This is a genomic window from Pseudomonas rustica (assembly GCF_018336155.1).
Lineage (GTDB): Bacteria > Pseudomonadota > Gammaproteobacteria > Pseudomonadales > Pseudomonadaceae > Aquipseudomonas > Aquipseudomonas rustica.
The window spans coordinates 291,984-317,195 of sequence record NZ_JAGYHF010000004.1; the positions used below are offsets into that span (position 1 = coordinate 291,984).

The 25,212-nt window shown below is 60.3% G+C and carries 21 protein-coding genes; 14 read left to right on the forward strand and 7 right to left on the reverse strand.

The annotated features are described in order from the left end of the window. Positions 1-452: 452 nt before the first annotated feature. From KFS80_RS09295 to KFS80_RS09305, 3 genes are read right to left on the reverse strand one after another with little or no spacing between them, the layout of a single operon-like run. The gene (locus KFS80_RS09295) at positions 453-1,343 is read right to left on the reverse strand and encodes a LysR substrate-binding domain-containing protein (RefSeq protein ID WP_212544614.1); all 891 of its coding nucleotides are present in this window, start codon (positions 1,341-1,343) and stop codon (positions 453-455) included. A gap of 6 nt (positions 1,344-1,349) precedes the next feature. Beyond that, positions 1,350-3,563 carry a xanthine dehydrogenase family protein molybdopterin-binding subunit gene (locus KFS80_RS09300; RefSeq protein ID WP_212544615.1) on the reverse strand — a complete coding sequence of 738 codons (2,214 nt, stop codon included), beginning with the start codon at positions 3,561-3,563 and terminating at the stop codon, positions 1,350-1,352. After that, a complete protein-coding gene (locus tag KFS80_RS09305) occupies positions 3,563-4,027 on the reverse strand; it encodes a (2Fe-2S)-binding protein (protein WP_212544616.1) in 465 nt (154 codons plus the stop codon). The genes KFS80_RS09300 and KFS80_RS09305 overlap by 1 nt, the downstream gene beginning before the upstream one ends. 118 nt (positions 4,028-4,145) lie before the next feature. Here KFS80_RS09305 and KFS80_RS09310 point away from each other — a divergent pair, with 118 nt between their 5' ends. The 9 genes from KFS80_RS09310 (at position 4,146) to KFS80_RS09350 (ending at position 14,205) form a co-directional block, all read left to right on the forward strand. Beyond that, complete coding sequence (locus KFS80_RS09310; RefSeq protein ID WP_212544617.1) at positions 4,146-5,051, forward strand: LysR substrate-binding domain-containing protein; 906 nt, start codon at positions 4,146-4,148, stop codon at positions 5,049-5,051. A gap of 405 nt (positions 5,052-5,456) precedes the next feature. Continuing rightward, the gene (locus KFS80_RS09315; protein ID WP_008081962.1) at positions 5,457-6,386 is read left to right on the forward strand and encodes an amidohydrolase family protein; all 930 of its coding nucleotides are present in this window, start codon (positions 5,457-5,459) and stop codon (positions 6,384-6,386) included. A 4-nt stretch (positions 6,387-6,390) separates the two neighbouring features. Then, entirely contained in the window at positions 6,391-7,296 is a 906-nt protein-coding gene (locus KFS80_RS09320) for an amidohydrolase family protein (RefSeq protein WP_008081961.1), read from the forward strand. A 332-nt stretch (positions 7,297-7,628) separates the two neighbouring features. Beyond that, positions 7,629-9,014, forward strand: coding sequence for a UbiD family decarboxylase (locus KFS80_RS09325; RefSeq protein WP_212544618.1), 1,386 nt, complete (start codon positions 7,629-7,631; stop codon positions 9,012-9,014). A gap of 11 nt (positions 9,015-9,025) precedes the next feature. Continuing rightward, positions 9,026-9,640 carry a UbiX family flavin prenyltransferase gene (locus KFS80_RS09330; RefSeq protein ID WP_212544739.1) on the forward strand — a complete coding sequence of 205 codons (615 nt, stop codon included), beginning with the start codon at positions 9,026-9,028 and terminating at the stop codon, positions 9,638-9,640. A gap of 74 nt (positions 9,641-9,714) precedes the next feature. Next, positions 9,715-10,776 (forward strand): CobW family GTP-binding protein, encoded by a 1,062-nt coding sequence (locus tag KFS80_RS09335; protein WP_212544619.1) that lies wholly within the window; start codon positions 9,715-9,717, stop codon positions 10,774-10,776. A 256-nt stretch (positions 10,777-11,032) separates the two neighbouring features. Further along, positions 11,033-12,400, forward strand: a complete 1,368-nt coding sequence (locus tag KFS80_RS09340; protein WP_212544620.1) for a nucleobase:cation symporter-2 family protein — start codon at positions 11,033-11,035, stop codon at positions 12,398-12,400. Positions 12,401-12,413: 13 nt separating this feature from the next. Continuing rightward, a complete protein-coding gene (locus tag KFS80_RS09345) occupies positions 12,414-13,802 on the forward strand; it encodes an amidohydrolase family protein (protein WP_212544621.1) in 1,389 nt (462 codons plus the stop codon). A 205-nt stretch (positions 13,803-14,007) separates the two neighbouring features. Then, the gene (locus tag KFS80_RS09350) at positions 14,008-14,205 is read left to right on the forward strand and encodes a hypothetical protein (RefSeq protein WP_212544622.1); all 198 of its coding nucleotides are present in this window, start codon (positions 14,008-14,010) and stop codon (positions 14,203-14,205) included. A 97-nt stretch (positions 14,206-14,302) separates the two neighbouring features. On the opposite strand, the gene KFS80_RS09355 is transcribed toward KFS80_RS09350, so the two are convergent. From KFS80_RS09355 to KFS80_RS09365, 3 genes are all read right to left on the reverse strand, one after another. Further along, on the reverse strand, positions 14,303-15,217 hold the full coding sequence (locus tag KFS80_RS09355; protein ID WP_212544623.1) for a DHH family phosphoesterase: 915 nt from the start codon (positions 15,215-15,217) through the stop codon (positions 14,303-14,305). Positions 15,218-15,311: 94 nt separating this feature from the next. Further along, on the reverse strand, positions 15,312-16,595 hold the full coding sequence (locus tag KFS80_RS09360; protein WP_159814674.1) for a Zn-dependent hydrolase: 1,284 nt from the start codon (positions 16,593-16,595) through the stop codon (positions 15,312-15,314). Positions 16,596-16,655: 60 nt separating this feature from the next. Further along, positions 16,656-18,140, reverse strand: coding sequence for an NCS1 family nucleobase:cation symporter-1 (locus KFS80_RS09365; protein WP_159814675.1), 1,485 nt, complete (start codon positions 18,138-18,140; stop codon positions 16,656-16,658). Between the two features lie 624 nt (positions 18,141-18,764). On the opposite strand from KFS80_RS09365, the gene hydA reads away from it, so the two are divergent. From hydA to preA, 3 genes are all read left to right on the forward strand, one after another. Further along, positions 18,765-20,204 carry a dihydropyrimidinase gene (gene hydA, locus KFS80_RS09370; RefSeq protein ID WP_212544624.1) on the forward strand — a complete coding sequence of 480 codons (1,440 nt, stop codon included), beginning with the start codon at positions 18,765-18,767 and terminating at the stop codon, positions 20,202-20,204. Positions 20,205-20,398: 194 nt separating this feature from the next. Continuing rightward, positions 20,399-21,766, forward strand: a complete 1,368-nt coding sequence (locus KFS80_RS09375; RefSeq protein ID WP_212544625.1) for an NAD(P)-dependent oxidoreductase — start codon at positions 20,399-20,401, stop codon at positions 21,764-21,766. Beyond that, the gene (gene preA, locus KFS80_RS09380; protein ID WP_212544626.1) at positions 21,767-23,041 is read left to right on the forward strand and encodes an NAD-dependent dihydropyrimidine dehydrogenase subunit PreA; all 1,275 of its coding nucleotides are present in this window, start codon (positions 21,767-21,769) and stop codon (positions 23,039-23,041) included. A gap of 141 nt (positions 23,042-23,182) precedes the next feature. On the opposite strand, the gene KFS80_RS09385 is transcribed toward preA, so the two are convergent. Then, positions 23,183-23,803, reverse strand: a complete 621-nt coding sequence (locus KFS80_RS09385; protein WP_212544627.1) for a TetR/AcrR family transcriptional regulator — start codon at positions 23,801-23,803, stop codon at positions 23,183-23,185. Between the two features lie 145 nt (positions 23,804-23,948). Between KFS80_RS09385 and copC the strand changes: the two genes are divergently transcribed. Together copC and copD are read left to right on the forward strand one after the other, a co-directional pair. Further along, positions 23,949-24,311, forward strand: a complete 363-nt coding sequence (copC, locus tag KFS80_RS09390; RefSeq protein WP_212544628.1) for a copper homeostasis periplasmic binding protein CopC — start codon at positions 23,949-23,951, stop codon at positions 24,309-24,311. A 3-nt stretch (positions 24,312-24,314) separates the two neighbouring features. After that, entirely contained in the window at positions 24,315-25,169 is an 855-nt protein-coding gene (gene copD, locus KFS80_RS09395) for a copper homeostasis membrane protein CopD (protein ID WP_212544629.1), read from the forward strand. The last annotated feature ends 43 nt before the right edge of the window (positions 25,170-25,212 follow it).

The following is a 25,212-nucleotide window of genomic DNA, read 5'->3' on the forward strand; positions in this document are numbered from 1 at the left end:
GCTCCCACAGGGATCTATGGTGTGTCCGGGATGTTGTGTACGGCAGAAAACTTGTGGGAGCGGGCTTGCTCGCGAAAGCGGTATGTCATTTAAAGCATGCGTCGCCTGACACGACGCCTTCGCGAGCAAGCCCGCTCCCACAGGGATCTTTGGCATATTCGGGACTTTATGTACGACAGAAAAACCTGTAGGAGTGAGCCTGCTCGCGATGGCTGACTGTCCGTGCCGAAAATATTGACTGATCCTCCGCTATCGCGAGCAGGATCACTCCCACGGGGATCTATGGTGTGTCCGGGATGTTGTGTGCGGCAGAAAAACCTGTGGGAGCGGGCTTGCTCGCGAAAGCGGTGTGTCATTTAAAGCATGCGTCGGCTGACACGACGCCTTCGCGAGCAAGCCCGCTGCCACAGGTTTCGTGGTGTGCTAAAGATTCGTGTCGCTCCCACAAGGGGTCAGTTGGAGTTTTGTGCCTTGAGTTCTCGCAGGGTATCGAGGAAGAGTTTCAGGACGGGGGAGGCATCATCCGCCCGATACGTTGCATACAGCGGCACTTCCGGCAACGCCGGGGTCAGGCGTCGAAACACCAGCCCCGCCGGCGCCAACTGTTCAATCGACGCCGGCAACAGTGCCACGCCAAACCCGGCGCGCACCAGGCTCAGCAACGTCTGCACCTCAATCACCTGCTGCCGTATCTGCGGGGTAAACCCGGCCTGAATGCAGCACTGATAGAGAAAATTGGCAAACCGCGACTGCTTCAACTCCAGCGCCACAAACGGCTCCTGCGCCAGATCTGCCGGGGCCAGCACCTCGCGCTGCGCCAGCGGATGATCCGCCGGCATCACCACATGAATCGGCTCATAAATCAGCAGTTCATTGCGCAACAGCGGGTCGTCATAACCGACACGAAACACGCAGGCATCAATGCGCTTCTCCTTCAACGCCTTGACCTGCGCCGCCGGGGTCATTTCGTGCAGGCGCCAATTGACCTGCGGATAACGCTCGCGAAACAGGTGCAAAGCCTTGGGCAGCACGCCGACCATCACCGAACTGATCATGCCGATTTCCAGTTCACCGAGTTGACCGCGCCCGGTTTGCCGGGTCAGATCCAGCGCCCGCTCAAGCTGTTCGAACACCAGCGGCGCCTGCTCCTTGAGCATCTGCCCCGCCGCCGTCAGTTCGACCCGATGATGGCTGCGCTCGAACAGCGGCGTGCCCAGTTCCTCTTCCAGCAAACGAATCTGCTGGCTCAGCGGCGGCTGGCAGATATGCAGGCGTTCGGCAGCGCGACCGAAATGCAACTCATCGGCCAACGCCATGAAGTACCGCAGCAAGCGCAAGTCCATGGCGATTTATCCCAGGCTCAGTGGCGTCGAACGCTGGCGCACGCCGGTCAGCGCGAACAACGCATTGGCGATGGCCGGCACCACCGACGGACTGCCCAACTCGCCGACGCCACCGGGTTTGCTCGGCTCACCGTCGAGCACGAGGATGTCGGTGGCCGGCATGTCGGACATGCGCGTGACGCGATAGTCGTGGAAATTACTCTGCACCACCCTGCCCTGTTTGATGTCGAGCCGATCGAACAACGCGTGACCGAAGCCCCACATCAGGCCGCCGTAGATTTGCTCTTCAACACCGCCCGGCGACACTGCCAAACCGCAATCAACCACGCAGGTGAGCTTCTCGACTTTCGGCTTTCCATCGACTGTCGCGACGCGCGCGACCACCGCGATAAAACTGGTGTAACCCTGATTGGTCGCGATGCCCAGCGCGGTTCCCCGCGGTAATGGCTGACCCCAGCCGGCGCGCTCGGCTGCCTGCTTGAGCACCGCCACATGCCGTGGTCGTTCCTGCATATTGGCCAGGCGGAACGCCAGTGGATCTGCACCGGCCGCGTGCGCCAGTTCATCCATGAAACTTTCCACAGCAAACACGTTGGGAATAAAACTCACCGAGCGATACCAGCCGCTCGGCACGTCGCTTTCGTGCTTGACCCAGTTCAACTCCAGATGCGGCGGACGATAGGCGAAGTCCCACGCAGTGATCGATTCGGTGGTGCTGTAATCCATCTTGTCGGGGCGTTCGAAATAGCCCGGCTCCCACTGTTCCGGTGAGGCCGGCGATACCGCGTGCAATTGCAGCGCACTGAGTTTGCCTTGGGCATCCAGCGCACCTTTGACCCGATGCAAGGTTGCCGGATGATTGAACAGCGCGTGCATTTCATCTTCACGGCTGTTGAGCAGTTTCACCGGCACACCGGTTTTCTGCGCCAGATACGCGACTTCAAACAACCAGTATTTTGCCTCCCGCGCACCGAAACTGCCGCCAGACACCAACTCATGAATGGTCACGTTGGCCTTGTCGATCCCGCACACGGTTTGCGCCGCTTCCAGTGCCGACGACGGCACCTGCACGCCGCCCCAATAGGTGATCGCCTTGTCCTTGACCTGCGCGGTGATGCAGATCGGTTCCAGCGGGTTTTGCACCTTGTAGGGCATGGTGTAATCGGCTTCGATCAGCTTCGCCGCGCCCGCCCATTGCCCGGCGACATCACCTTGGGTCATGGCTTTGACGGTTTGTGCTTGCGGATCGCCGATGGCTTTGGCTTGAGCGCTGAACAACTGCTCGCTGTCGAACCCGGCCAGCGGTGAATCGCTCCACTTGATCTCCAGTACTTTGCGGCCCTGCTGCGCGGCCCAGAACGTATCCGCCAACACGGCGACGCCTTCCAGATTGCCGCCGAGCACATCCGGACGCCCCGGAATCGCCAGCACCTTGCGCACGCCCGGCACTTGCAGAGCCGCCGCTGAATCGACGCCGACGACCTTCGCGCCAACCACCGGCGTACGCTGAATCACCGCCACCAACATGTCCGGCAATTGCACGTCGATGCTGTACTTGAACCGCCCGCACACCTTGGCCGCCGCATCGCGTTTGTGCCGCAGCTTGCCGATGTATTTGAACTGCGTCGGGTCTTTCAGCGTGACGTGGGTCGGCGCTGACAGATTCGCCGCGACCCCGACCAGTTCGCCGTAACCGAGGCTACGCTTACTCGACGTGTGAACGACGCGACCTTCCTCGGTGGTGCAACTGTCGGGGCTGACTTTCCACTGTTTCGCCGCTGCTGTAATCAACAGCGCCCGTGCCGTGGCACCGGCCATGCGCAAGCGATCGTATTCGAGGGAAACACTGGTGCTGCCGCCCGTGGAGAAGACTTTCCAGACCGGATGAATGTAGGTTTCGAAAAACGGGTCTTCCGGGGTAATCACCTGCACGGTCATCGGGTTGACGTCCAGCTCTTCCGCCACACACGCGGCCAATGCCGTTTGCGTACCGGTGCCCGAGTCATGCTTGTGCACCACCAGTTTCACCGTGCCGTCGGGAAAAATCCGCACCCAGGCATTCGGTTCAAATTCGTTGGCCGGCGCCATGGCTTTTGGATCGGTGGCTGCGATGCCGCCGGGCAGATACAGGGCAATCGCCAGTCCGGAAGCGACGGTCGCCGCTTGCTTGAGAAAAACCCGCCGCGGCAGTTCGATACGGGTGTCGTCGATAAGGCTCATCAGGCCTCCTTCGGCGCATTCGCCGCACGTTTGATCGCTTTATTGATGCGCCCGTAAGTGCCGCAGCGGCAGATATTTCCGGACATCGCATTGCGGATCGAATCGTCGGTCACCGCCGCACCGGTGTTGAGCAACGCGGCGGCGGACATGATCTGCCCGGATTGACAGTAGCCGCATTGCGGCACATCTTCGGCGACCCAGGCCAGTTGCAGCGGATGGCTTTCCGTCGGCGACAAACCTTCGATGGTGGTGATGCTATGGCCCGCGACGGCGGCCGCCGGCAATTGGCAGGAACGCACCGCGACGCCGTCCAGGTGCACGGTGCAGGCACCGCACAGGCCCATGCCGCAGCCGAACTTGGTGCCGGTGAGTTTCAGTTGATCACGCAAGACCCATAACAAGGGCATGGAGGAGGACGCTTCATCCAGCTCGCGTCGTTCGCCGTTAACCGTGAATGCAATCATTGTCAGGCTCCAAAAGAGCGGCCCGTCTTTGTGCGGGCCTGGTCACCGATTATTGGAACCCTGAGCAACACGCGGCCAGCGACGATTTCTGCCAACCGCTGTAAGCAGGACTAACAACATGTACAAGCGATACCCGTCGGTGCAGTCCATGAGCGCGTTTATCCACGCCGCACGCAGCGGCAGTTTTTCCAGCGCTGCGCGCAAACTGGATCTGACCCACAGTGCGATCAGCCAGCAGATTCGTGCGCTGGAGGATTTCATCGGCCAGCCGCTGTTCGTGCGTGAAGGCGGCGGCAGCAACCTGACCGACGCCGGGCAGTTGTTTGCCAGTGTGTTGTCGGACGGTCTGGCGCAGATTGACCGGGCGATCTCTTCGGTGAAAAACCGCAGCGTCGCGCAACGGTTGACGCTTGATGTCGACAGCGAACTGGCGCAGAGCTGGCTCAATCCGCGCCTGCCGCAGTTGCTCGATGGGCTGCCGGATTACGAGGTGACGTTGCTGTCGATGCCGCGCAGTGATCGCAGCACGTTTGAGCGGGTCGATCTGGCGTTGCGCTATGGCTATGGCGATTGGGACGACTGCGAGATGACGCAGATTTGTGGCGATCGGGTGCTGGCAGTGGCTTCGCCGGATTTGCTGGAACGCTATGGGTTGCAGGTGCCGTTGAGCCCTGCGCAGATTTTGGAATTGCCGTTGTTGGGATATACGCGAAGGTCGTGGATTCCGTGGCTGGATGCGGCAGGGATGACGCCGACCGAGCCGCCGGCACGGGTGATTTTTGATAATGCGGCGAATTTGATTGCGGCTGCCGAGGCTGGCGTTGGCGCGGGGCTGGTGCGTGGATTGTTGGCGGCTGATGCATTGCGCAGTGGGCGGTTGGTGGCGTTGAATGAGGCGCAGATTGCGGCGCATTACAACCTCTACGCGGTGTGGCCGCATGGGCAGGCGGAGCGTGTGGCGCCGGTGGTTGAAGCGATCAAGCAGTTGGCTTTGCGTACGCTTGAAATCCAGCCCTCACCCTAGCCCTCCCGAAACGTCGGACCGCCCAAAGGTAGAGGGGACTGATAGTGGGATATTGACGAATTACGCCGACTTGAGAGATCAGCTTTGAATCCATAATCGACTCGAACTTTCAGGTCGATGCATCGCGAAAAACACCTCGGTCGGCCCCCTCTCCTTCCGGGAGAGGGCTGGGGTGAGGGTAGTTCCTGATCTGCCCATATCGAACGCATATCACCACCCCGCCCAATTAATATTGTACGAACCCCTCCCCCTTTCCAATACTCGCCCTCAGCAGCCACCCACCCGGGCCGGATGCGAACAGGCGAGGGAATGCGCGAGTCTTGCGCATAGAAACGGCCGATTGCCCGGGACGTGGATGCCGAGAGCCGCAAGGCTCCCTTCCCCGCTATCAGGAGATCGACTGCAATGATCATCGATATCAGCTGCTATCCCACCGATCTGGTGGACCTCGCCTGGAGGCATGACGGTGACCCGTTCACCGGCGAGCGTCTGCTGGAGATGATGGATGGCCCGTACATGGTCAACGGCAAGCCTCGCCGCATTGACAAAGCCTTCATCCAGCCGCCGCAAGGCAACACGATTTACACCTGGACCGACGGCGACCTGACCGGCCGTGAATCCATCGACGCCTACATGGCCTACACCTTGAAAATGGTGCAGACCTACCCGGATCGTTTCATCGGCTGCTTCGTTTACAACCCGCGCTGCGGCGTGGAAAACGGCGTCGAAGCGATCGAGCGCTACGTCAAGGAACACGGTTTCGGCATGGTGCAGATGCAGGCCAACATGCACGCCTACCGTCCTGACCGTGCGCTCGACTGGGTACGCCCATGCTTCGAGAAGTGCGCCGAGCTGGGCATTCCGGTCAAGTTGCACACCGGCGACGGGCCTTACAGCATCCCGTCGGAATGGGTGCCGATGATCAAGGAATTCCCCAACGTCAATTTCATCATGGCCCACTTCGGCGTGCAGACCGGTGGCGTCTACGTGTTCGAACCGATGCAATGGGCGATGGAATTGCCCAACGTCTACTGCGAATCCGGCTGGTGCCTGCAATCGCGGATCGTCGAATTCGCCAAGGTCTTGCCGACGCACAAGATCCTCTTCGGCACCGACACGCCACCGAACGAACCGGGCATGTGGCTGCGCCTGCTCGAAGTGCTCTGCCACGAGCCGCCGCAGGGTCTGAACCTCGACGAGGACACCCTCGAAGACTACTTGGGCAACAACACCGCGCGGATGATCGGCCTCGAACCGACCCCGCCACCCCGTTCCGTTTCCGAAGCAGAGGCGCAACTCAAGCGCCCCGTCACCACTCAACTGGCCAGGAGCTGAACCGATGATTATCGACACCCATCTGCACCCAACAAATCTGGTCGACGAGGCCTGGCGCCACACCGGCGAACCGTTCACCGGCGAGCGCATGCTCAAACTGATGGACGGCCCGTACATGATCAACGGCAAACCACGCCGCATCGACATGGGTTTCATCCAGCCGCCACCGGGCAACACCGGTTATCGCGACGGCAACCGCCGGGGCCGCGAAGGCGTACGCGACTACATGTCGTACATCGCCGAACTGTGCATGAAGTACCCGGATCGCTTCATCGGCAACTTCAACTTCAACCCGCGCTGGGGACCGGAAAACGGTGCAGCGGAGCTGGAATTCCACATCAAGGAATACGGCTTCAAGATGCTCAAACTGCACGCCAACATGCACGGCTATCGCCCGGATCGCGCACTCGACTGGCTGCGTCCGGCGATGAAGGTCTGCGCCAAGTACAACATCGTCGTGCTGATCCACACCGGCGACGGCCCGTACACGATTCCGACGATGTTCTACCCGATCATCCGCGAGTTCCCGATGGTCAATTTCATCATCGGCCACTTCGGTATCCAGACCGGCGGCAACTACTCGTTCGAAGCGTTCTGGATGGCGATGGACACGCCAAATGTGTACTGCGAATCGGGCTGGTGCTTCCAGTCGCGGATCGTCGAATTCGCCAAGGAACTGCCGCGCAACAAGATCGTGTTTGGCACGGACTCGCCGCCGAATGAGCCGGGGATGTGGCTGCGGGAACTGGAAGTGTTGTGCTCGCCGGCACCGCAAGGCTTGGGGATTGATGAGGATCATCTCGAAGACTACCTGGGCAACAACATCGCAAGGTTGTGCGGGATCGAACCGACGCCACCGCCGAAGGATCTGGCCGAGGCCGACATACGCCTGACCACCACGTATCTCTAGATAACGCAAATCCTTGGGGTAACAAGGAAACCCTGTGGCGAGGGGATTTAGCGAAACGTCGCACCGCCCCGTTCGGCTGCGCAGCAGTCGCAAAACCTGTGAATGAGCTTTTTCCTGACACAGCGCAATTGCGGGTTTTGGGGCCGCTTCGCAGCCCAACGGGGATAAATCCCCTCGCCACAGAGGCCCTCGCCACAAGGGATCTGTGCACAGAGCACACAGCGACTTTACAGGCACGAAGATGACCCGGCGTTCGTTCGACCGGCAGGCCAACGGCTGGCCGCGCGAACGCCCTCTCACCCCTGCGTGCCTGCTTTTTACGAGGTGACACCATGACCCGTTCGACGCTCGGCGATTCTCAGGACTTTCACGTGTTCATCGACGCCTATCGCCGTGAGTACCCGGACGATGTGCTGACCGTCACTCAACCGATTTCTGCCGATCAGGACGTCACCGCCCTGGTCGATGCCCTCGCCGCCCAGGGCCGCGATCCGCTGCTGATCTGCGAAAACGTCGGCAACCTCGGCGTGCCGGTGGCGACTAATCTGTTCGCCTCCCGCACCCGCATCGCTCGGCTGTTCGGCGTAACGCCTGCGCAACTGCACGAAACTTTTCAGACCCGCGCCAACCACCCCATCGCCCCGCGCTATGTGGAAAGCGGCCCGATTCTCGATGAAGTCTTCGAAGGCGAAGCGTTGGATCTGGCGCTGCTGCCGATGCTCAAGCATTTCGACAGCGATCGCGGCCCGTACATCACCAACGCGATCATCATCGCCGAAGACCCGCTGACCGGCATCGCCAACATGAGCTATCACCGCTCGATGCGCCACGCCCGCCAGGCCCTCGCCACCAGCCTGCATTCACGCGGCCACCTGTGGCGGATGCTGCAAACCGCGCGCGAACGTGGCGAAGAATTGCGTGTGGCCATGGTGGTTGGCGCGCACCCACTGTTCATGCTCGCCGCCGCTGCACGCTTGCCCTATGGCGCCGATGAACGCGCCGTCGCTGGCGGGCTGTTTGGTGCGCCACTGGAGTTAGTGAAAACCCCGCGCTACGGCATCGGTGTACCGGCGTATGCCGAGTTTGTTCTGGAAGGCGCGATTGACCCGGCGGCCTATGCCGAGGAAGGCCCGTTCGGTGAATTCAGCGGTTATTCCGCGGATCGCTCGACCAACAATGTGCTGCGCGTCGACACCCTGTTAAAGCGCAAGGACGCCTGGCTGGTCGATGTGATGGGCGGCCGCTACGCCGAGCATTTGACCCTCGCCCGCCTGCCGCGCGAAGCGGAGATGAGCGAAAAACTCAAGGCACGTTTCCCCGCTGTCACCGCTGTGCATTACCCAAATTCCGGCACGCATTTTCACTGCTACGTCGCGCTGGATCAGAGCCGCGACGGCGAGGCGCGGCAGATCATGCTGGCGTTGCTCGGCTGGGATCCGTACCTGAAAACCGTGATCGCGGTGGACAGCGATATCGACATCAGCGATGACAGCCAGGTGCTGTGGGCGCTGGCCACGCACTTCCAGCCGCATCTGGATATTTTCACCATCGATGGTTTGCCCGGTAGTCCGCTCGATCCATCGTCGTCGGTCAACGGCACCACTTCGCGGATGGGCCTGGATGCGACTCGCGGTTCCGGGTTTGACGGGATCAAGGCGCAGCTGGATCAGGATGTACTCGAACGCGCGCGGGTTTTGCTCAAAGGACTGGAATCGTGAACCGGCAACGGATGGTCGTCGGCATCAGCGGCGCGTCCGGCTTCATCTACGGCGTGCGCTTGCTGCAATTGCTCGCTGAACTGGACATCGAAAGCCACCTGATCATCAGCCGCGCGGCGCTGCTGACCATGGCTCACGAAACCGATTACAAACTCGCCGACGTCACTGCATTGGCCAGTCATTACCACCGCGCCGATGACGTCGCCGCCGGGATTGCCAGCGGTTCGTTTCGCTACCTCGGCATGGTGGTGGCGCCATGTTCGATGAGGACGCTGGCGGAGATTGCCACCGGCACTTCTTCGGGGCTGATCGGACGCGCCGCCGACGTCACGCTCAAGGAGCGCCGCACGCTGGTGTTGATGGCCCGCGAAACCCCGCTGACCCTCGCCCACCTGCGCAACATGACCGCCGTCACCGAGATGGGCGGAATCATCGCCCCGCCGGTGCCCGCGTTCTACGCCCGCCCGGAAAACCTCGCACAAATGGTCGACCACAGCCTCGGCCGCGTGCTCGACCTGTTCGGCCTCGATGCGGGCGTCGCACAACGCTGGCAAGAACACCCACAACCCTGTGGGAGCGGGCTTGCTCGCGAAAGCGGTGTGTCATTCAACAATGAAGGTGGCTGACCCACCGCATTCGCGAGCAAGCCCGCTCCCACATTTGATCGCACTCCGACAAAAACACAGTTAAGGAGCTTCAGATGAACACCCCATTCAACGCCCCAACCCGCAACACCAAAATCCCCGTGACCATCCTCACCGGTTTCCTCGGTGCCGGTAAAACCACCCTGCTCAATTACATCCTCAAAGAAAACCACGGTCGCAAAATCGCCGTGATCGAAAACGAATTCGGTGAAGTCGGCATCGACGGCGACCTCGTCCTCAGTTCCGAGACCGAAGAAATCTACGAGATGGTCAACGGCTGCGTGTGCTGCACCGCCGAAGTTCGCGAGGACTTGGTGCGCATCGTCAGAGAGCTGGTCGCGCGCCCGGTGCGCCTCGATCACATCCTCATCGAAACCAGCGGCCTGGCCGATCCGTACCCGGTGGCGCAGAGCTTTTTCATCAATGACCCGATCGCCGATGAAGTCGAACTCGACGCCATCGTGACCATGGTCGACGCCAAGCACATCGCCCAGCACCTGGAGGATCTGCAACTCGACGGCGTCGACAATCAGGCAGTGGATCAGATTGTCTGCGCCGATCGGATCGTCATCAACAAGGTCGATCTGGTCAGCGCTGAAGAGGTTGAAACCCTGCGCGGCAAGATCCGTGGATTGAATGCCACAGCAGATCTGGTGACCTCAACCCACGCGCAAATCGATCTGACGAAGATCCTCGGCATCGGCGCGTTTGAATGCACGCAGAAGCTGATGGAAATCGGCGCGGATCAGCACGATCACGATCACCACGACCATGAGCATCACGCTGAGCAGTCTATTGAAGAGCAGGACCACCAACACGACCCAAGCGTGTCATCGGTGGGCATCGCTGTGGACGGCGCGGTCAACCTGATGGCGTTCCATCGCTGGATCAGCGAACTGCGTTCCTCCCAGGCCGACAACCTCTATCGCATGAAAGGTGTGCTCGCCGTGGCCAATGAAGACCAGCGCTACGTGCTGCAAGGCGTGCACAGCCTGGTGGAATTCCGCGCCTCAACCGCGTGGGGCACGGAGCCCCGCTCGAGCAAGATCGTGTTCATCGGCCGCGACCTGGATCGCGCGGCCCTGAACCAAGGCTTCGCCGCCTGCCTGGCAGGCTGAAACAAGGCATCGGAGCCGGTGGATGGCGGCTTCGGGCACATGTGTACGAATGACTGATGCCAGTTTTTTGCACAACACAACACCTGTGGGAGCTGGCTTGCCAGCGATAGCGGACTGTCAGTTTATAAAAATGGTGACTGCTAAATCGCCATCGCTGGCAAGCCAGCTCCCACAGGGTTCCACTGTGTTCTTGAGCTGATCGGCATCAGACGAATACCCCTCTCTACCGCATAAAAACAGCCAGAGGTGTTTCCCCATGTCGTCAGCCACATCCCCATCAAAAACCGCATCCACCGTGCACCCCGTCGACCGCGTTTTGCCGGTACGACAGATGCTCACCCTCGGCCTGCAACACATGGCCGTCTCGTACATCGGCGCCATCGCCGTGCCGTTGATTGTTGCCAGTGCGTTGAAAATGTCTCACGCCGACACGGTGGTACTGATCAGTACCACGCTGTTCTGTTCCGGCATCGCCACCCTTCTGCAAACCGTCGGCTTCTGGAAATTCGGCGTGCGCCTGCCAATTCTGCAAGGCGTGGCTTTCAGCAGCGTTGGCCCGGTGATCGCCATCGGCAGCAACCCGGAGGTTGGGTTCGCCGGGGTCTGCGGGGCGGTGATCGGCGCGGGGATTTTCACCATGCTGATGGCGCCCTTCGTCGGTCGATTACGGCGGTTTTTTCCGCCCGTGGTCACCGGTTGCATCGTCACCGTGATCGGTTTACAGCTGTTCCCGATTGCCTATGAATGGGTTGGCGGCGGGCGCAACGCGAGCAACTTCGGCGCGCCGGCGTTCCTCGGTGTGGCGGTGGTGGTGTTGCTGACGATCCTGTTGGTCAACCGCTATGGCAGCCCGATGCTGCGCAACATGGCGGTGTTGATCGGGATGCTGGTTGGCGCCGGACTGGCCTACGGTCTGGGCATGGGTAGTTTTCACAGCGTCGAAGAAGCGCCGTGGCTGACCGTGCCCTACCCGTTCTACTTCGGCCTGCCGACCTTCAGCCTGATCCCCATCGCGACCATGGTGGTGGTGATGATCGTGCAGATGGTCGAGTCGATGGGGCTGTTCGTGGCCATCGGCGACATTGTCGAAAAACCGGTCGAGGACAAACAGGCCATCAACGGTCTGCGCGCCAATGGCTTGGCCAGCACCATCGCCGGGATGTTCGCCGCGTTTCCCTTCATCGCCTTCATGGAAAACGTCGGCCTGGTGATCCTCACCGGCGTGCGCAGCCGTTGGGTGGTCGCGGTCAGCGGCTTGCTGATGTGCTCGATTGCCTTGGTGCCGAAGGCCGGCGCGATCATCGCTTCGATGCCGACCGCCGCTCTCGGTGGCGCTGGCATTGCGATGTTCGGCGTGGTTGCGGCGGCGGGCATTCAGACCCTCGCCAAAGTCGATTACGAGCGCAATCGCTACAACGTGCTGATCGTCGGTTTCACCATCGCCGCCGCGCTGGTGCCGGTGCTCGCCCCCACCTTGTTCAAACAACTCCCCGAGTGGTCGCAGCCGTTCCTGCACAGCAGCGTGGTTATCGCTTGCCTGGTGTCGGTGCTGCTCAACGCCGCGCTGAATGGCGTCAGCGTGCCGGGAACCACCGCCAGCAAATCCGCCTCGCACATCCTTTAGTTTGGAGCTGCCCATGACTCAACTTCAGAACATCCTGATCAAAAACCCGGTCGCGGTGATGACCGGCCTGCGCGGCCCTCGCGCGCGGGCCGGGGCCGTGGACATCCGCGTGGTCAACGGTCGCATCGCCGAAATGGCCGCGAACCTTGAACCACAACCCGGCGAACGGCTGATCGACGCGCGCAACTGCGTGGTCTATCCCGGCTGGATCAACACCCACCATCACCTGTTCCAGAACCTGCTCAAAGCCGTGCCCGAAGGCTTGAATCAGGATCTGCAAGGCTGGCTGGCGAGCGTGCCCTACCCGCGCCTCAACCGCTTTACCCCGCAACTGGCGCGGATTGCTGCACGGCTGGGCATGGTCGAATTGCTGCTGTCCGGCGTCACCACCTGCGCCGATCACCACTACCTCTACCACGCTCACGGCAGCACCGAGACCGGCGACTTGCTGTTCGACATGGCCGATGAATTTGGCCTGCGTTTTGTGCTGTGCCGTGGCGGCGCGCTGGAATCAGCGAGCGCGCATCCGGGCTTCTCGAAAACCGCGCTGCAACCGGAGAGCCTCGAGCAAATGGTTGGCGATATCGAACGGCTGAAATCGCTGTATCACCAGGACACTCCAGACGCGATGCGCCGCGTGGTTGTCGCGCCAACCACGCCAACGTTCTCGCTGCCGCCAACGCTGCTGCGCGAACTCGCCCACACCGCACGCGGCCTCGGTTTGCGTCTGCATACGCACCTGTCGGAAACGCAGAACTACGTGAATTTCTGCCGCGAAAAATACAACTGCCTGCCGGTGGAATTCGTCGCCGAACACGAATGGCTCGGCCCCGACGTCTGGTTCGCCCACGCCGTACACCTGCAACCGGGCGAAATCCGCATGCTCGCGCAGACCGGCACCGGCATCTCCCACTGCCCGGTGAGCAATGCGCGACTGGGCAGCGGCGTCGCGCCAGTGCCGCAGATGTACGAGGCAGGTGTGCCGATTTCCCTGGGCGTGGATGGCGTAGCGTCGAATGAATCCGGAAGCATGGTCGGCGAAGCCAACACCGCGTGGCTGATCCACCGCGCCGAACAAGGCGCCTCGGCGACCACCGCTGAAGACGTCATTCACTGGGGCACGGCGGGTGGCGCACAGGTGTTGGGACTCGGCGCGGTTGGCACGCTCGAAATCGGGCAAGCGGCGGATCTGGTGGTCTACAGTCTCGATCACCCACGGTTCTACGGCTTCCACGACAGCGCCGTCGCGCCAGTGGTTGCGGGCGAACCGATCACGGTTAAATACAGCCTGGTCGGCGGCAGGATTGTGGTCGACAACGGCGTAATCCCCGGCCTGGACATCGAACGCATGCGCGCCGAAGCGTGGGAAGGCGTGCAACAACTGATGAACGTTGACGACTGACCAAAACCCACCACAAACCCCTTGTAGGAGTGAGCCTGCTCGCGATAGCGGTGTATCAGTCAGAGTTAATGTGGCTGACAGACCGCTATCGCGAGCAGGCTCACTCCTACAGGGGATTGCGGTGCATTCGCGACTTCCAGGTTTGTCGTCTAACGTTACTTCCTCATCGGACTGAGCCCCTGGGCTCTTGATCAAGGAGAGACTGATGACGTCGCGTCGCAACATCGAACAGACCTACCGCACCTGGTCCAGCCCCATTTTGCTGGAGCTGAAAAAGCGCGAACACCAAATGGCGCCGTTCGAGCGTCAGGCGCTGGAGAATGTGTTGGTGGAGAGGCGCTTGCTGGATATCGGTAATCCGCAGGGCAATGACCGCCGAACAAAAAACCTCACCCTGGATTAATCGCTAACCCTTGTAGGAGCTGAGCTTGCTCGCGAAGGCGGTGTGTCAGGCAGATGTGATTTGCCTGACACAATGCCTTCGCGAGCAAGCTCGGCTCCTACAGGTTTGTGTGCTGGCCCAGTTTGAGTAGTTCCTTGCGCAGGATTGAGGGTGCGTGGTCGGCCATGCCGGCGTGCCAGTCCAGTGTCAGCAGGTGATTGAGTTTGCGTTGGCTCGAAACGGGTTCTGCCAGAAAGCAGCTTTTTCCGTCGCGGATGCTGATGACATTCAGCATCCAGTCATCGCCCTGCTCCGCCATCCACTGGCTGATCGCTGGCCGATGCTTTTTCAGCAACGCATCGGCATCCCACACGGTCATTTGTGCGAAGACTTGCGGCAGATTATTTTCGGGTTTCAGCCGTTTCAGGTCGGCTGCCAAGGCATTGGCAAGGTCTGATTCGATGCTGGCCTGGCATTCGAGGAAGTATTTCTCGGGCCAGTCGGTCGCGAGTTTCGCCCGAAACGCGAGTTCGGCGTAGGCGTCGATGTCCGCTGCGGTGGTCATCTGGCTGGTGAAGTTCAGGGTGTTGTCGAGGATCGCGGTGGCCAACAGTGCGGCGCTTTGTTCGCTGATTTTTGCAAGCAAGTCTGAGGTCTGCCAACGCTGAAAGACCTGAGTTGCCGCAGCGCCGATCGGGCGGATGTCGGCGGCCGAACCGAGTTTCTTTGCCCAGTAATTTTCGTAACCTGGATGATGGTCGATGACTTCCACGACCTGATCGAGCACGACCAGTGGATCGAAATGGTGATAGTCGGATACGTCGACCAAGATGAATTCGTCAGTCAGCGATGGTTCATGCGTTTGAAAAGCGCGACCCCAATCAAGCACGGTTTTCGAGACGCTGGCGTTGGGTTTTGCGCTGCTGACGGCGCGGGCGGGGATGCCTTGCAGATTGAGTAATTCGGCGTAGGCGATGCAGCAGGCGTAGGCGTCGATGTCCAGATAGGACGCGCCGGAGGTGATGATTTTCATGGGCGGCAACGTCGCACATTTTCATGACATTCGGGTGACAGGAAAAGATCGCAGCCTGCGGCAGCTCCTACACAGGGCTGCGATCTGTTGATGTTTATGCGGCGGCTTTACCGGCTGCCACCGCCGCCGAAGCCGCGAGCATCGCCCGCAACAACACCGCGCACCCGGCCGCCAGATCATCCGGTGCGGCATTCTCGATTTCGTTGTGGCTGATCCCGCCTTCGCATGGCACAAAAATCATCCCCGCTGGCCCAAGTTCGGCGAGGAAGATTGCGTCGTGGCCGGCGCCGCTGACGATGTCCATGTGCGACAGGCCCAAGCCCTTGGCCGCGCCGCGTACCGCTTCCACGCAACCTTTTTCGAAGTACAGCGGCGGGAAGTCGGCGGTGGGGGTCAGTTCATAAGTCAGGCCATGTTCCTCACAAGTCGCTTCGATGACCTGCTTCACTTCAGCAATCATCGAATTCAGCCGTGCCGGTTCCAGATGACGGAAATCGAGGGTCATGCGCACTTCGCCGGGAATGACGTTGCGCGAGCCGGGATAGGCTTGCAGGCAGCCGACGGTGCCGCAGGCGTGCGGTTGATGGCCGAGGGCGGCGCGGTTGACGGCGCCGACGATGACCGAGGCGCCGACCAGTGCATCTTTGCGCAGGTGCATCGGTGTTGGGCCGGCGTGGGCCTCGACGCCGCGCAGTTTCAGATCGAACCACTTCTGCCCCAGCGCACCAAGTACCACGCCGATGGTTTTCTGTTCGTCTTCAAGGATCGGGCCTTGTTCGATGTGTGCTTCGAAGTAGGCGCCGACCTTATGCCCGCTGACTTTGCGCGGGCCGGCGTAGCCGATCGCATTGAGTGCTTCGCCGACCGTGATGCCCTCGGCATCGACCTTGGCCAGCGTTTCTTCGAGGGTGAATTTTTCGGCGAACACGCCGGAGCCCATCATGCATGGCGCGAAGCGTGAGCCTTCTTCGTTGGTCCAGACCACCACTTCCAGCGGCGCTTCGGTTTCCACGCCGAGGTCGTTGAGTGTGCGCAGAACCTCGACGCCAGCGAGCACACCGAAGCAGCCGTCGAACTTGCCACCGGTGGGTTGCGTGTCGATGTGGCTGCCGGTCATCACTGGCGGCAGGTCGGGATTGCGCCCCGGCCGGCGGGCAAAGATGTTGCCGACGGCATCGACCGTGACGCTGCACCCGGCGTCCTTGCACCATTGCACGAACAGGTCGCGGGCCTGGCGGTCGAGGTCGGTCAGGGCCAGGCGACAGACCCCACCCTTGACCGTGGCGCCGAGCTTGGCCAGCTCCATGAGCGAGGCCCAGAGGCGATCGCGGTTGATGTGCTGATGGGTTGATTGCAGAACGTCTACGGCTGCGTTCATGGGGATCTCCTCAGTGTTGATGCCGATAGTTCCCACGCTCTGCGTGGGAATGATCATGACTTACACCGCTGTTTTCACGGCAGAAGGCTGCGCCCGCATCACGCACAACCCGTAATAAATAATCCCGCCCAACGCCGAGCCAGTGAACCAGCCATAGCTGTAAAACCAGCTAAACGCATCGCTACCCAGCGACAACAACGTCAGCACCACCGGCACACCAAACGCGAGAAACCCGGCCCGGTTCCACGCCGGATACACGTCATCGCGATACAACCCGGCCAGATCCAGTTGCTGTTTCTTGATCAGGAAATAGTCCACCACCATGATCCCGGCAATCGGCCCGAGCAGGCTCGAATAACCCAGCAACCAGTTGGAATACACGGTCTCGAGGCTCACATCGGAAACGATCAAACCAAGCTTTTTCAGCAGCTCATGCCCCATCAACAACAGCCCGACCAACCCGGTCAGCAAAACCGCTTTGGTGCGGTTGATCACCTTGGGCGCGATGTTCTGAAAATCGTTGGTCGGCGAGACAATGTTCGCGGCGGTGTTGGTCGACAGCGTGGCGATGATGATCAATGCCATGGCCACCGCGACCCACACGGGACTCTGGATATGGCCGATCAAAGTCACCGGATCAGACACCGTCACGCCGACCAGTTTCACCGACGCTGCGGTCATGATTACGCCCAGCGAGGCGAACAAAAACATGGTCAGTGGCAGGCCGAAAATCTGCCCGAGGATTTGATCTTTCTGGCTCTTGGCGTAACGACTGAAGTCCGGGATGTTCAACGACAACGTCGCCCAGAAACCCACCATTGCCGTCAGCCCGGCGGCGAAGTAACTCACCACGCTCGCGCCTTCCGGACGCTTCGGCGGGATCGCCAGCAGTTCGGTCATCGAGACATTGGGCATCGCCCATACCAGCAAGCCGATGCCGACCGCCACCAGCAACGGCGCGGACAAGGTTTCCAGCCACTTGATCGACTCGGCGCCGCGAATCACCACCCACAGGTTCAGCGCCCAGAACACCATGAAGCCGATCACCTCCCCCGTCCCGCCAAGGGATTTCCAGCCGTCGAAAATCGAGCCGAGAAACAGGTGAATCGCCAAACCGCCAAACATCGTCTGAATGCCGAACCAGCCGCACGCCACCAGCGCGCGAATCAGGCACGGCACGTTGGAGCCGAGAATGCCGAACGACGAGCGCAGCAACACGGGAAACGGTATGCCGTATTTGGTGCCGGGAAAGGCGTTCAGCGTCAGCGGAATCAACACGATGATATTGGCGAACAGAATCGCCAGCAGCGCTTCGCCCACACTCAAGCCGAAGTACGCCGTCAGCACGCCGCCGAGGGTGTAGGTCGGCACGCAGATCGACATGCCGACCCACAGCGCGGTGATGTGCCATTTGTTCCAGGTTCGTTCGCGCACCTTGGTCGGTGCCATATCGTGGTTGTAACGGGGACTGTCGAGGACGTCGCTGCCGGCTTCGAGTTCGAACAAGCCGTCGCGCTCGGTCACTTGCGATCTGTTCTGTTGCATGGCCGCTCCACTGTTCTTCTGATTATTTTTTTGCTCATCAGGCGGCTTGCACAAAAGGCGCGAGCCGGACGATGGCCGGAGGAACTGACAACTTTCGTGCACCGGCCATGGTGTCAGCGGCGGCATCAATAAACGTGCCGGGTGAACCGCTTGGCGCTAGGGCCGTGCTTCAAACGCATTGCAACTTTCTGATATTTATCAGTTTTAATTATTCACCTGATGAGTTCGCGGAAACTTGTCTGGGTGCTCAGGCTAAACACTTGGCAAGTTGTCCGAACAGACAGGACTCAAACTGGTGCACTGCATTTATTTTCATTGTGAACGTGCAACCGCAGCTCAACTTCAAGCGGCTGATTTCACATAGGAAATCTTGCTCATATTTCCATCCTGTCAAGTGCGTCAAAATGGTGAGCCGCCTCACCATTTTGGTGATTTACACTTTTTATCGTTATTTTTCATAGTGTTAAAACAGACATAAGCTTATAAAAAATATTCTTGCTCTATTGCAAATTCACGACTAGTTTCTATTCCTGACAGCGCTGACAGGAATACACCCTGCACTGCTGTACATCAATAAAACATTTAGAACCGGCACAAGTCGGTCATGCCTGCGAGGAACTCGGAATGTCTCTGTTGATCCGTGGCGCCACCGTTGTTACCCATGATGAAAGTTATCGCGCCGACGTCTATTGCGCCGACGGCGTGATCAAAGCCATCGGTGAAAACCTTGATATTACCGCCGGCGCCGAAGTGCTCGACGGCAGCGGCCAATATCTGATGCCCGGCGGCATTGATCCGCACACGCACATGCAACTGCCGTTTATGGGCACCGTGGCCAGCGAGGACTTCTACAGCGGCACGGCGGCCGGTCTGGCCGGCGGCACCACGTCGATCATCGACTTCGTCATTCCCAATCCGCAGCAGTCGTTGATGGAAGCGTTCCATCAGTGGCGCGGCTGGGCGGAGAAGTCCGCGTCCGACTATGGCTTCCACGTCGCGATCACCTGGTGGAGCGAGCAGGTGCGCGAAGAGATGGCCGAACTGGTCAGCCATCACGGCATCAACAGCTTCAAGCATTTCATGGCCTACAAGAACGCGATCATGGCCGCCGACGACACACTGGTGGCGAGTTTCGAGCGCTGCCTGGAACTCGGTGCGGTGCCGACCGTGCACGCGGAAAACGGCGAGCTGGTCTATCACCTGCAACGCAAGTTGATGGCCCAAGGCATCACTGGGCCGGAAGCGCATCCGCTGTCGCGGCCTTCGCAGGTTGAAGGGGAAGCGGCGAGCCGGGCGATTCGTATCGCTGAAACCATTGGCACGCCGTTGTATCTGGTGCACGTCTCGACCAAGGAAGCCCTCGACGAAATCACCTATGCGCGCAGCAAGGGTCAGCCCGTGTACGGCGAAGTGCTCGCCGGGCATTTGCTGCTCGACGATAGCGTCTACCAACACCCGGACTGGCAGACTGCTGCGGGTTACGTGATGAGCCCGCCGTTCCGTCCGCGCGGTCATCAAGAGGCGCTGTGGCACGGGCTGCAGAACGGCAATCTGCACACCACTGCGACGGATCATTGCTGCTTCTGTGCCGAGCAAAAAGCGGCCGGGCGTGACGACTTCAGCAAGATCCCCAACGGCACGGCGGGTATCGAAGATCGCATGGCGGTGCTTTGGGATGAGGGCGTTAATTCCGGTCGTTTATCGATGCAGGATTTCGTCGCCCTCACCTCAACCAACACCGCGAAAATCTTCAATCTCTATCCGCGCAAAGGTGCGATTCGTGTCGGTGCCGATGCCGACCTGGTGCTGTGGGATCCGCAAGGCACGCGCACCATTTCTGCCAAGACCCACCATCAGCAGGTGGATTTCAACATCTTCGAAGGCAAGACCGTGCGCGGCGTGCCGAGCCATACCGTCAGCCAGGGCCGATTGGTCTGGGCCGATGGCGACCTGCGCGCCGAGCGCGGTGCCGGGCGGTACATCGAACGGCCGGCGTATCCGGCGGTGTTTGACTTGCTGAGTAAGCGGGCTGAGCAACATAAGCCAGTTGCTGTGAAACGCTGATATCGAGGCCTTCGGCCTTCGCGAGCAAACCCGCTCCCACATTTGAAATGCATTCCCCTGTAGGAGCTGCCGAAGGCTGCGATCTTTTGATCTTGTTTTTTAAGATCAAGATCAACAAATCGCAGCCTTCGGCAGCGCCTACACGGGGATTTGGCCAATGCCCGATAGAGGCAGTTACCGTGAGGCACACAACCGTGATCGAGACCCTGAACCATCTCCCCCATCCGCACGAAAGCGCGGCCGCCCTCGCCGGGCATTTCACTGATCTGGCGCCGCCGCTCAACGCTCGGCAGGCACATCTGGAAGCCTCGCGCTGCCTGTATTGCTACGACGCGCCGTGCGTGAATGCGTGCCCGAGCGAGATCGATATCCCCTCGTTCATCCGCAATATCCATCAAGACAACGTCCCCGGCGCCGCGCAGAAAATCCTCTCGGCAAACATCCTCGGCGGCAGTTGTGCACGCGTTTGCCCGACTGAAATCCTCTGCCAGCAAGCCTGCGTGCGCAACAACGCCCACGAATGCGCGCCGGTGCTCATCGGCCTGCTGCAACGCTACGCCGTCGACAACGCACACTTTACTGGACATCCATTCCAACGCGCGGCAGCCACCGGTAAACGCATCGCCGTGGTGGGTGCCGGGCCGGCCGGTTTGTCCTGCGCGCATCGCAGCGCCATGCACGGTCATGACGTGGTGATTTTCGAAGCGCGGGAGAAGGCTGGCGGGCTCAACGAGTACGGGATCGCCAAGTACAAACTGGTCGATGATTACGCGCAAAAGGAGCTGGATTTCCTCCTGCAAATCGGCGGCATCGAAATCCGTCACGGGCAGAAACTCGGTGAGAATCTGACCCTCAGCGAACTGCATCACCAATTCGACGCGGTGTTCCTCGGCCTCGGCCTCAACGCCAGCAAGCAGCTCGGCCTGGCCCACGAAGACGCCCCGGGCCTGCTCGCCGCCACCGATTACATCCGCGAACTGCGTCAGGCCGATGACCTGACGCAACTGCCACTGGCCGAACGCTGCATCGTCCTCGGCGCCGGCAACACCGCGATCGACATGGCCGTGCAAATGGCTCGCCTCGGCGCTCGCGATGTGAACCTGGTGTATCGCCGTGGCGCGGCGGACATGGGCGCCACTCGCCATGAACAAGACATCGCCAAGGCCAATCAGGTGCGTCTGCTGACCTGGGCACAACCGGAAGAAGTGCTGCTCGACGATCAAGGCAACGTGCGCGGCATGCGTTTCGCTCGCACCGATCTGGTCGAAGGACGCCTGCAAACCACCGGTGAAACCTTCGAACTGGCCGCCGACGCAATCTTCAAAGCCATCGGCCAGTCCTTCGACAGCAGCGCCCTCGCCGACCCGCTCGCCCGTGAACTCAAGCGCCAAGGTGAACGCATTCAGGTCGATGAAAACCTGCGCACCAGCATTCCCGGCGTGTATGCCGGCGGCGACTGCACCAGCCTCGATCAAGACCTCACCGTGCAAGCCGTGCAGCACGGCAAACTCGCCGCCGAGGCGATCAACGCTCAACTGATGCTCAACGTGGAGGCTGCGTAAATGGCCGATCTCTCGATAGTCTTCGCCGGCATCAAAGCACCGAATCCGTTCTGGCTGGCCTCCGCGCCACCGACCGACAAAGCCTACAACGTGGTGCGCGCGTTTGAAGCAGGCTGGGGTGGCGTGGTCTGGAAAACCCTTGGCGAGGATCCGGCGGCGGTCAACGTTTCGTCGCGTTACTCGGCACATTACGGCAACAACCGCGAAGTGCTCGGCATCAATAACATCGAGCTGATCACCGACCGCTCGCTGGAAATCAACCTGCGCGAAATCACTCAGGTGAAGAAGGACTGGCCGGATCGCGCAATCATCGTTTCGCTGATGGTGCCGTGCGTTGAAGAGTCGTGGAAACACATTCTGCCGCTGGTCGAAGCCACGGGTGCTGACGGCATCGAACTGAACTTCGGTTGCCCGCACGGCATGCCAGAGCGCGGTATGGGCGCAGCGGTCGGTCAGGTGCCGGAGTACGTCGAGCAGGTAACGCGCTGGTGCAAGACCTATTGCTCGCTGCCGGTGATCGTCAAACTGACGCCGAACATCACCGACATTCGCGTCGCTGCCCGCGCCGCCCATCGCGGTGGCGCCGATGCGGTGTCGCTGATCAACACCATAAACTCGATCACCAGCGTCGATCTGGAGCACATGGTCGCCCTGCCCACCGTCGGCAGCAAAAGCACCCACGGCGGTTATTGCGGTTCGGCGGTGAAGCCGATCGCGCTGAACATGGTCGCGGAAATTGCCCGTGATCCTGAGACGCAGGGCTTGCCGATCTGCGGGATTGGCGGCATTGGCAGTTGGCGCGATGCCGCAGAATTCATGGCGCTGGGCAGCGGCGCGGTGCAAGTGTGCACGGCGGCGATGTTGCATGGTTTCCGCATTGTTGAGGAGATGAAGGACGGCTTGTCGCGGTGGATGGACAGTCAGGGTTACGCCAGCATCAGTGAGTTTTCCGGGCGCGCGGTGGGCAACACCACGGACTGGAAGTACCTCGATATCAACTATCAGGTGATCGCAAAGATTGATCAGGAAGCGTGCATTGGTTGCGGGCGTTGCCACATTGCTTGCGAGGACACTTCACATCAGGCGATTGGCAGCCTGCGCCAGGCGGACGGGACACATAAATATGAAGTGATTGATGATGAGTGTGTGGGCTGTAATTTGTGCCAGATCACTTGCCCGGTGGCGGACTGTATCGAGATGGTGCCGATGGATTCAGGCAAGCCGTTTCTGGACTGGAATCATGATCCGCGCAATCCGTATCACGTTGCGGTTTGACTGATCGTTCCCACGCTCTGCGTGGGAATGCAGCCCGGGACGCTCTGCGTCCCATTGGAACGCGGAGCGTCCCTAGAGACATTCCCACGCAGAGCGTGGGAACGATCATGTAGGAGCTGCCGAAGGCTGCGATCTTTTGACTTATGGTTCCAACCCAATCCCGCGCAAGATCACACTCGTCACCGTCTGCACCGCCCGCTCAAACTGCATGTCCGACAACGGCTGGTGATCATTCAAAATATTCACCTGATGATCAAAGTCGGCATAGTGCTGCGTCGACGCCCAGATCATGTACAACAACCCCGACGGCTCCACCGGCAAAATCCGCTTGTCCTCGACCCACTGCCGAATCTTCGCTTCCTTCATTTTCGCCCAGTCATACAGGCTGACATCCAGCGCCTCGCCCAGCGTCGGCGCGCCATGGATGATTTCATTGGCCCAGACCTTCGAGCCGTACGGCCGGCTACGCGAGTGGTTCATCTTGGCGCGGATATAACTGCTCAGCACCACGCGCGGATCGTCGAACATCTCGAAGCACAGCGCGTCCTGCTTCCACACTTCCAGCAGATCAAACAGCACCGCGCTGTACAGCTCGCTCTTGGTGCTGAAGTAATAATGCAGATTGGAACGCGGCAGTTGCACTTCGGCGGCGATGTCGGCCATCGCGGTGCTGCCGAAACCTTTTTCGGCGAAGACTTTTTCCGCCGCCAGCAGGATTTTCTCGACGTTATTGCGGCGAATTTCGATCTTGTGATTGCCCATGTGGGCTCCCTGACAACAGCGTTGTTGAAGACTAGCATCCGCTCAGGCACGCGGGCGACAGATGAAAACGAAACTTCGTACAGACGCGCCCGGACGCGGTTGAGTAAACTGGCCGTTCTTCGATTCTGCCTCAGAGGTATCCGCGATGCTGTTCAAGAATGTCCTGACCACCACTGCCCTGCTCGCCTCGCTGTTCGCTGCGTCTTCGGTATTTGCCCACGCCCATTTGAAAAGCCAGACCCCGGCCGCTGACAGCACCGTCGCCGCCCCGGCTGATCTGCGCCTGACCTTTTCCGAAGGTGTCGAAGCCACGTTCACCAAAGTCACCGTGACCAAGGACGGCGCACCGGTTGCGGTCAAACCGCTGACCACCGAAGGCGACAAGAAAACCCTGATCATCACCCCGGCGGCGCCGCTGACCGCCGGCGAATACAAAGTCGAATGGCACGCGGTATCGGTCGACACGCACAAAAGCGAAGGCGCCTATCAGTTCAAGGTTGGCCAGTAATTCATGAGCGAGGCGCTGGTGCTGTGCCGCTTTCTGCATTTCACCGCGGTGTTGATGCTGTTCGGCGCCTGGCTATTCAGGCCGTTGCTGCTCAAGGGTGAAGCGCTGGAACTGGATCGGCACCTGACGCGACTCGCCCGTTGGCTGGCCGCGGTTGCGCTGGTCAGCGGGATTGCCTGGGCGTTGCTGATTACCGCGAGCATGGCCGGTTCGGCTGCGGCGGCGTTTGATCCAGACACTATTGCGCTGGTGTTGGGCAATACGTTTTTTGGTCAGGTGTGGCGCTGGCACCTGCTGATCAACGCGGTGCTGCTGGCGTTGCTGTTCACTCCGTGGCGTTCAAGCATGCCGTTGCGCTTGGGCTTGAGTGGCTTACTGCTGGCGACGCTGGCACCGGTCGGGCACGGCGCGATGCTTGATGGCTTGAGCGGGCAGCTGCTGATTCTCAATCAGATCGTTCATCTGACCTGTGTGGCCGCGTGGCTGGGTGGGTTGTTGCTGCTGGTGATGATCCTGCGTCAGCCGAGTGAGCTTCGTGGTGTTTTGCAGCGTTTCAGCGGCGTTGGTTATTGGCTGGTGGCGGGGTTGCTGATCACCGGATTGATCAACGTCCGTGTGCTGACCGGCCAGTGGTGGCCGACGCCGTTGTTCAGCGGGTTTGCGCTGATTCTGTTGATCAAGGCGATGATTGTGCTGGCGATGCTCGGTTTGGCGTTGTTTAACCGCTTGCGCATCGATGACTGCGAACAACGAATGGGCACCCTGCGACGCAGCGTGATGCTCGAATGGCTGCTCGGCATTGGCGCGGTCGCCGCCGTCTCGCTGCTCGGCACCCTGCCCCCGATGATCACTGCTTGAAAAGAAAAAGATCGCAGCCTTCGGCAGCTCCTACAGATTATCC

What these genes read in the sequence shown, in the direction of transcription:
- KFS80_RS09295 (WP_212544614.1), bottom strand. Translation starts at nt 1,343, where the DNA reads ATGGACTTGCGCTTGCTGCGGTACTTCATGGCGTTGGCCGATGAGTTG.
- KFS80_RS09305 (WP_212544616.1), bottom strand. Translation starts at nt 4,027, where the DNA reads ATGATTGCATTCACGGTTAACGGCGAACGACGCGAGCTGGATGAAGCG.
- preA (WP_212544626.1), top strand. Translation starts at nt 21,767, where the DNA reads ATGGCCGATCTCTCGATAGTCTTCGCCGGCATCAAAGCACCGAATCCG.
- KFS80_RS09310 (WP_212544617.1), top strand. Translation starts at nt 4,146, where the DNA reads ATGTACAAGCGATACCCGTCGGTGCAGTCCATGAGCGCGTTTATCCAC.
- KFS80_RS09345 (WP_212544621.1), top strand. Translation starts at nt 12,414, where the DNA reads ATGACTCAACTTCAGAACATCCTGATCAAAAACCCGGTCGCGGTGATG.
- hydA (WP_212544624.1), top strand. Translation starts at nt 18,765, where the DNA reads ATGTCTCTGTTGATCCGTGGCGCCACCGTTGTTACCCATGATGAAAGT.
- KFS80_RS09355 (WP_212544623.1), bottom strand. Translation starts at nt 15,217, where the DNA reads ATGAAAATCATCACCTCCGGCGCGTCCTATCTGGACATCGACGCCTAC.
- KFS80_RS09350 (WP_212544622.1), top strand. Translation starts at nt 14,008, where the DNA reads ATGACGTCGCGTCGCAACATCGAACAGACCTACCGCACCTGGTCCAGC.
- copD (WP_212544629.1), top strand. Translation starts at nt 24,315, where the DNA reads ATGAGCGAGGCGCTGGTGCTGTGCCGCTTTCTGCATTTCACCGCGGTG.
- KFS80_RS09330 (WP_212544739.1), top strand. Translation starts at nt 9,026, where the DNA reads ATGGTCGTCGGCATCAGCGGCGCGTCCGGCTTCATCTACGGCGTGCGC.
- KFS80_RS09385 (WP_212544627.1), bottom strand. Translation starts at nt 23,803, where the DNA reads ATGGGCAATCACAAGATCGAAATTCGCCGCAATAACGTCGAGAAAATC.
- KFS80_RS09315 (WP_008081962.1), top strand. Translation starts at nt 5,457, where the DNA reads ATGATCATCGATATCAGCTGCTATCCCACCGATCTGGTGGACCTCGCC.
- KFS80_RS09360 (WP_159814674.1), bottom strand. Translation starts at nt 16,595, where the DNA reads ATGAACGCAGCCGTAGACGTTCTGCAATCAACCCATCAGCACATCAAC.
- KFS80_RS09300 (WP_212544615.1), bottom strand. Translation starts at nt 3,563, where the DNA reads ATGAGCCTTATCGACGACACCCGTATCGAACTGCCGCGGCGGGTTTTT.
- KFS80_RS09320 (WP_008081961.1), top strand. Translation starts at nt 6,391, where the DNA reads ATGATTATCGACACCCATCTGCACCCAACAAATCTGGTCGACGAGGCC.
- copC (WP_212544628.1), top strand. Translation starts at nt 23,949, where the DNA reads ATGCTGTTCAAGAATGTCCTGACCACCACTGCCCTGCTCGCCTCGCTG.
- KFS80_RS09340 (WP_212544620.1), top strand. Translation starts at nt 11,033, where the DNA reads ATGTCGTCAGCCACATCCCCATCAAAAACCGCATCCACCGTGCACCCC.
- KFS80_RS09335 (WP_212544619.1), top strand. Translation starts at nt 9,715, where the DNA reads ATGAACACCCCATTCAACGCCCCAACCCGCAACACCAAAATCCCCGTG.
- KFS80_RS09325 (WP_212544618.1), top strand. Translation starts at nt 7,629, where the DNA reads ATGACCCGTTCGACGCTCGGCGATTCTCAGGACTTTCACGTGTTCATC.
- KFS80_RS09365 (WP_159814675.1), bottom strand. Translation starts at nt 18,140, where the DNA reads ATGCAACAGAACAGATCGCAAGTGACCGAGCGCGACGGCTTGTTCGAA.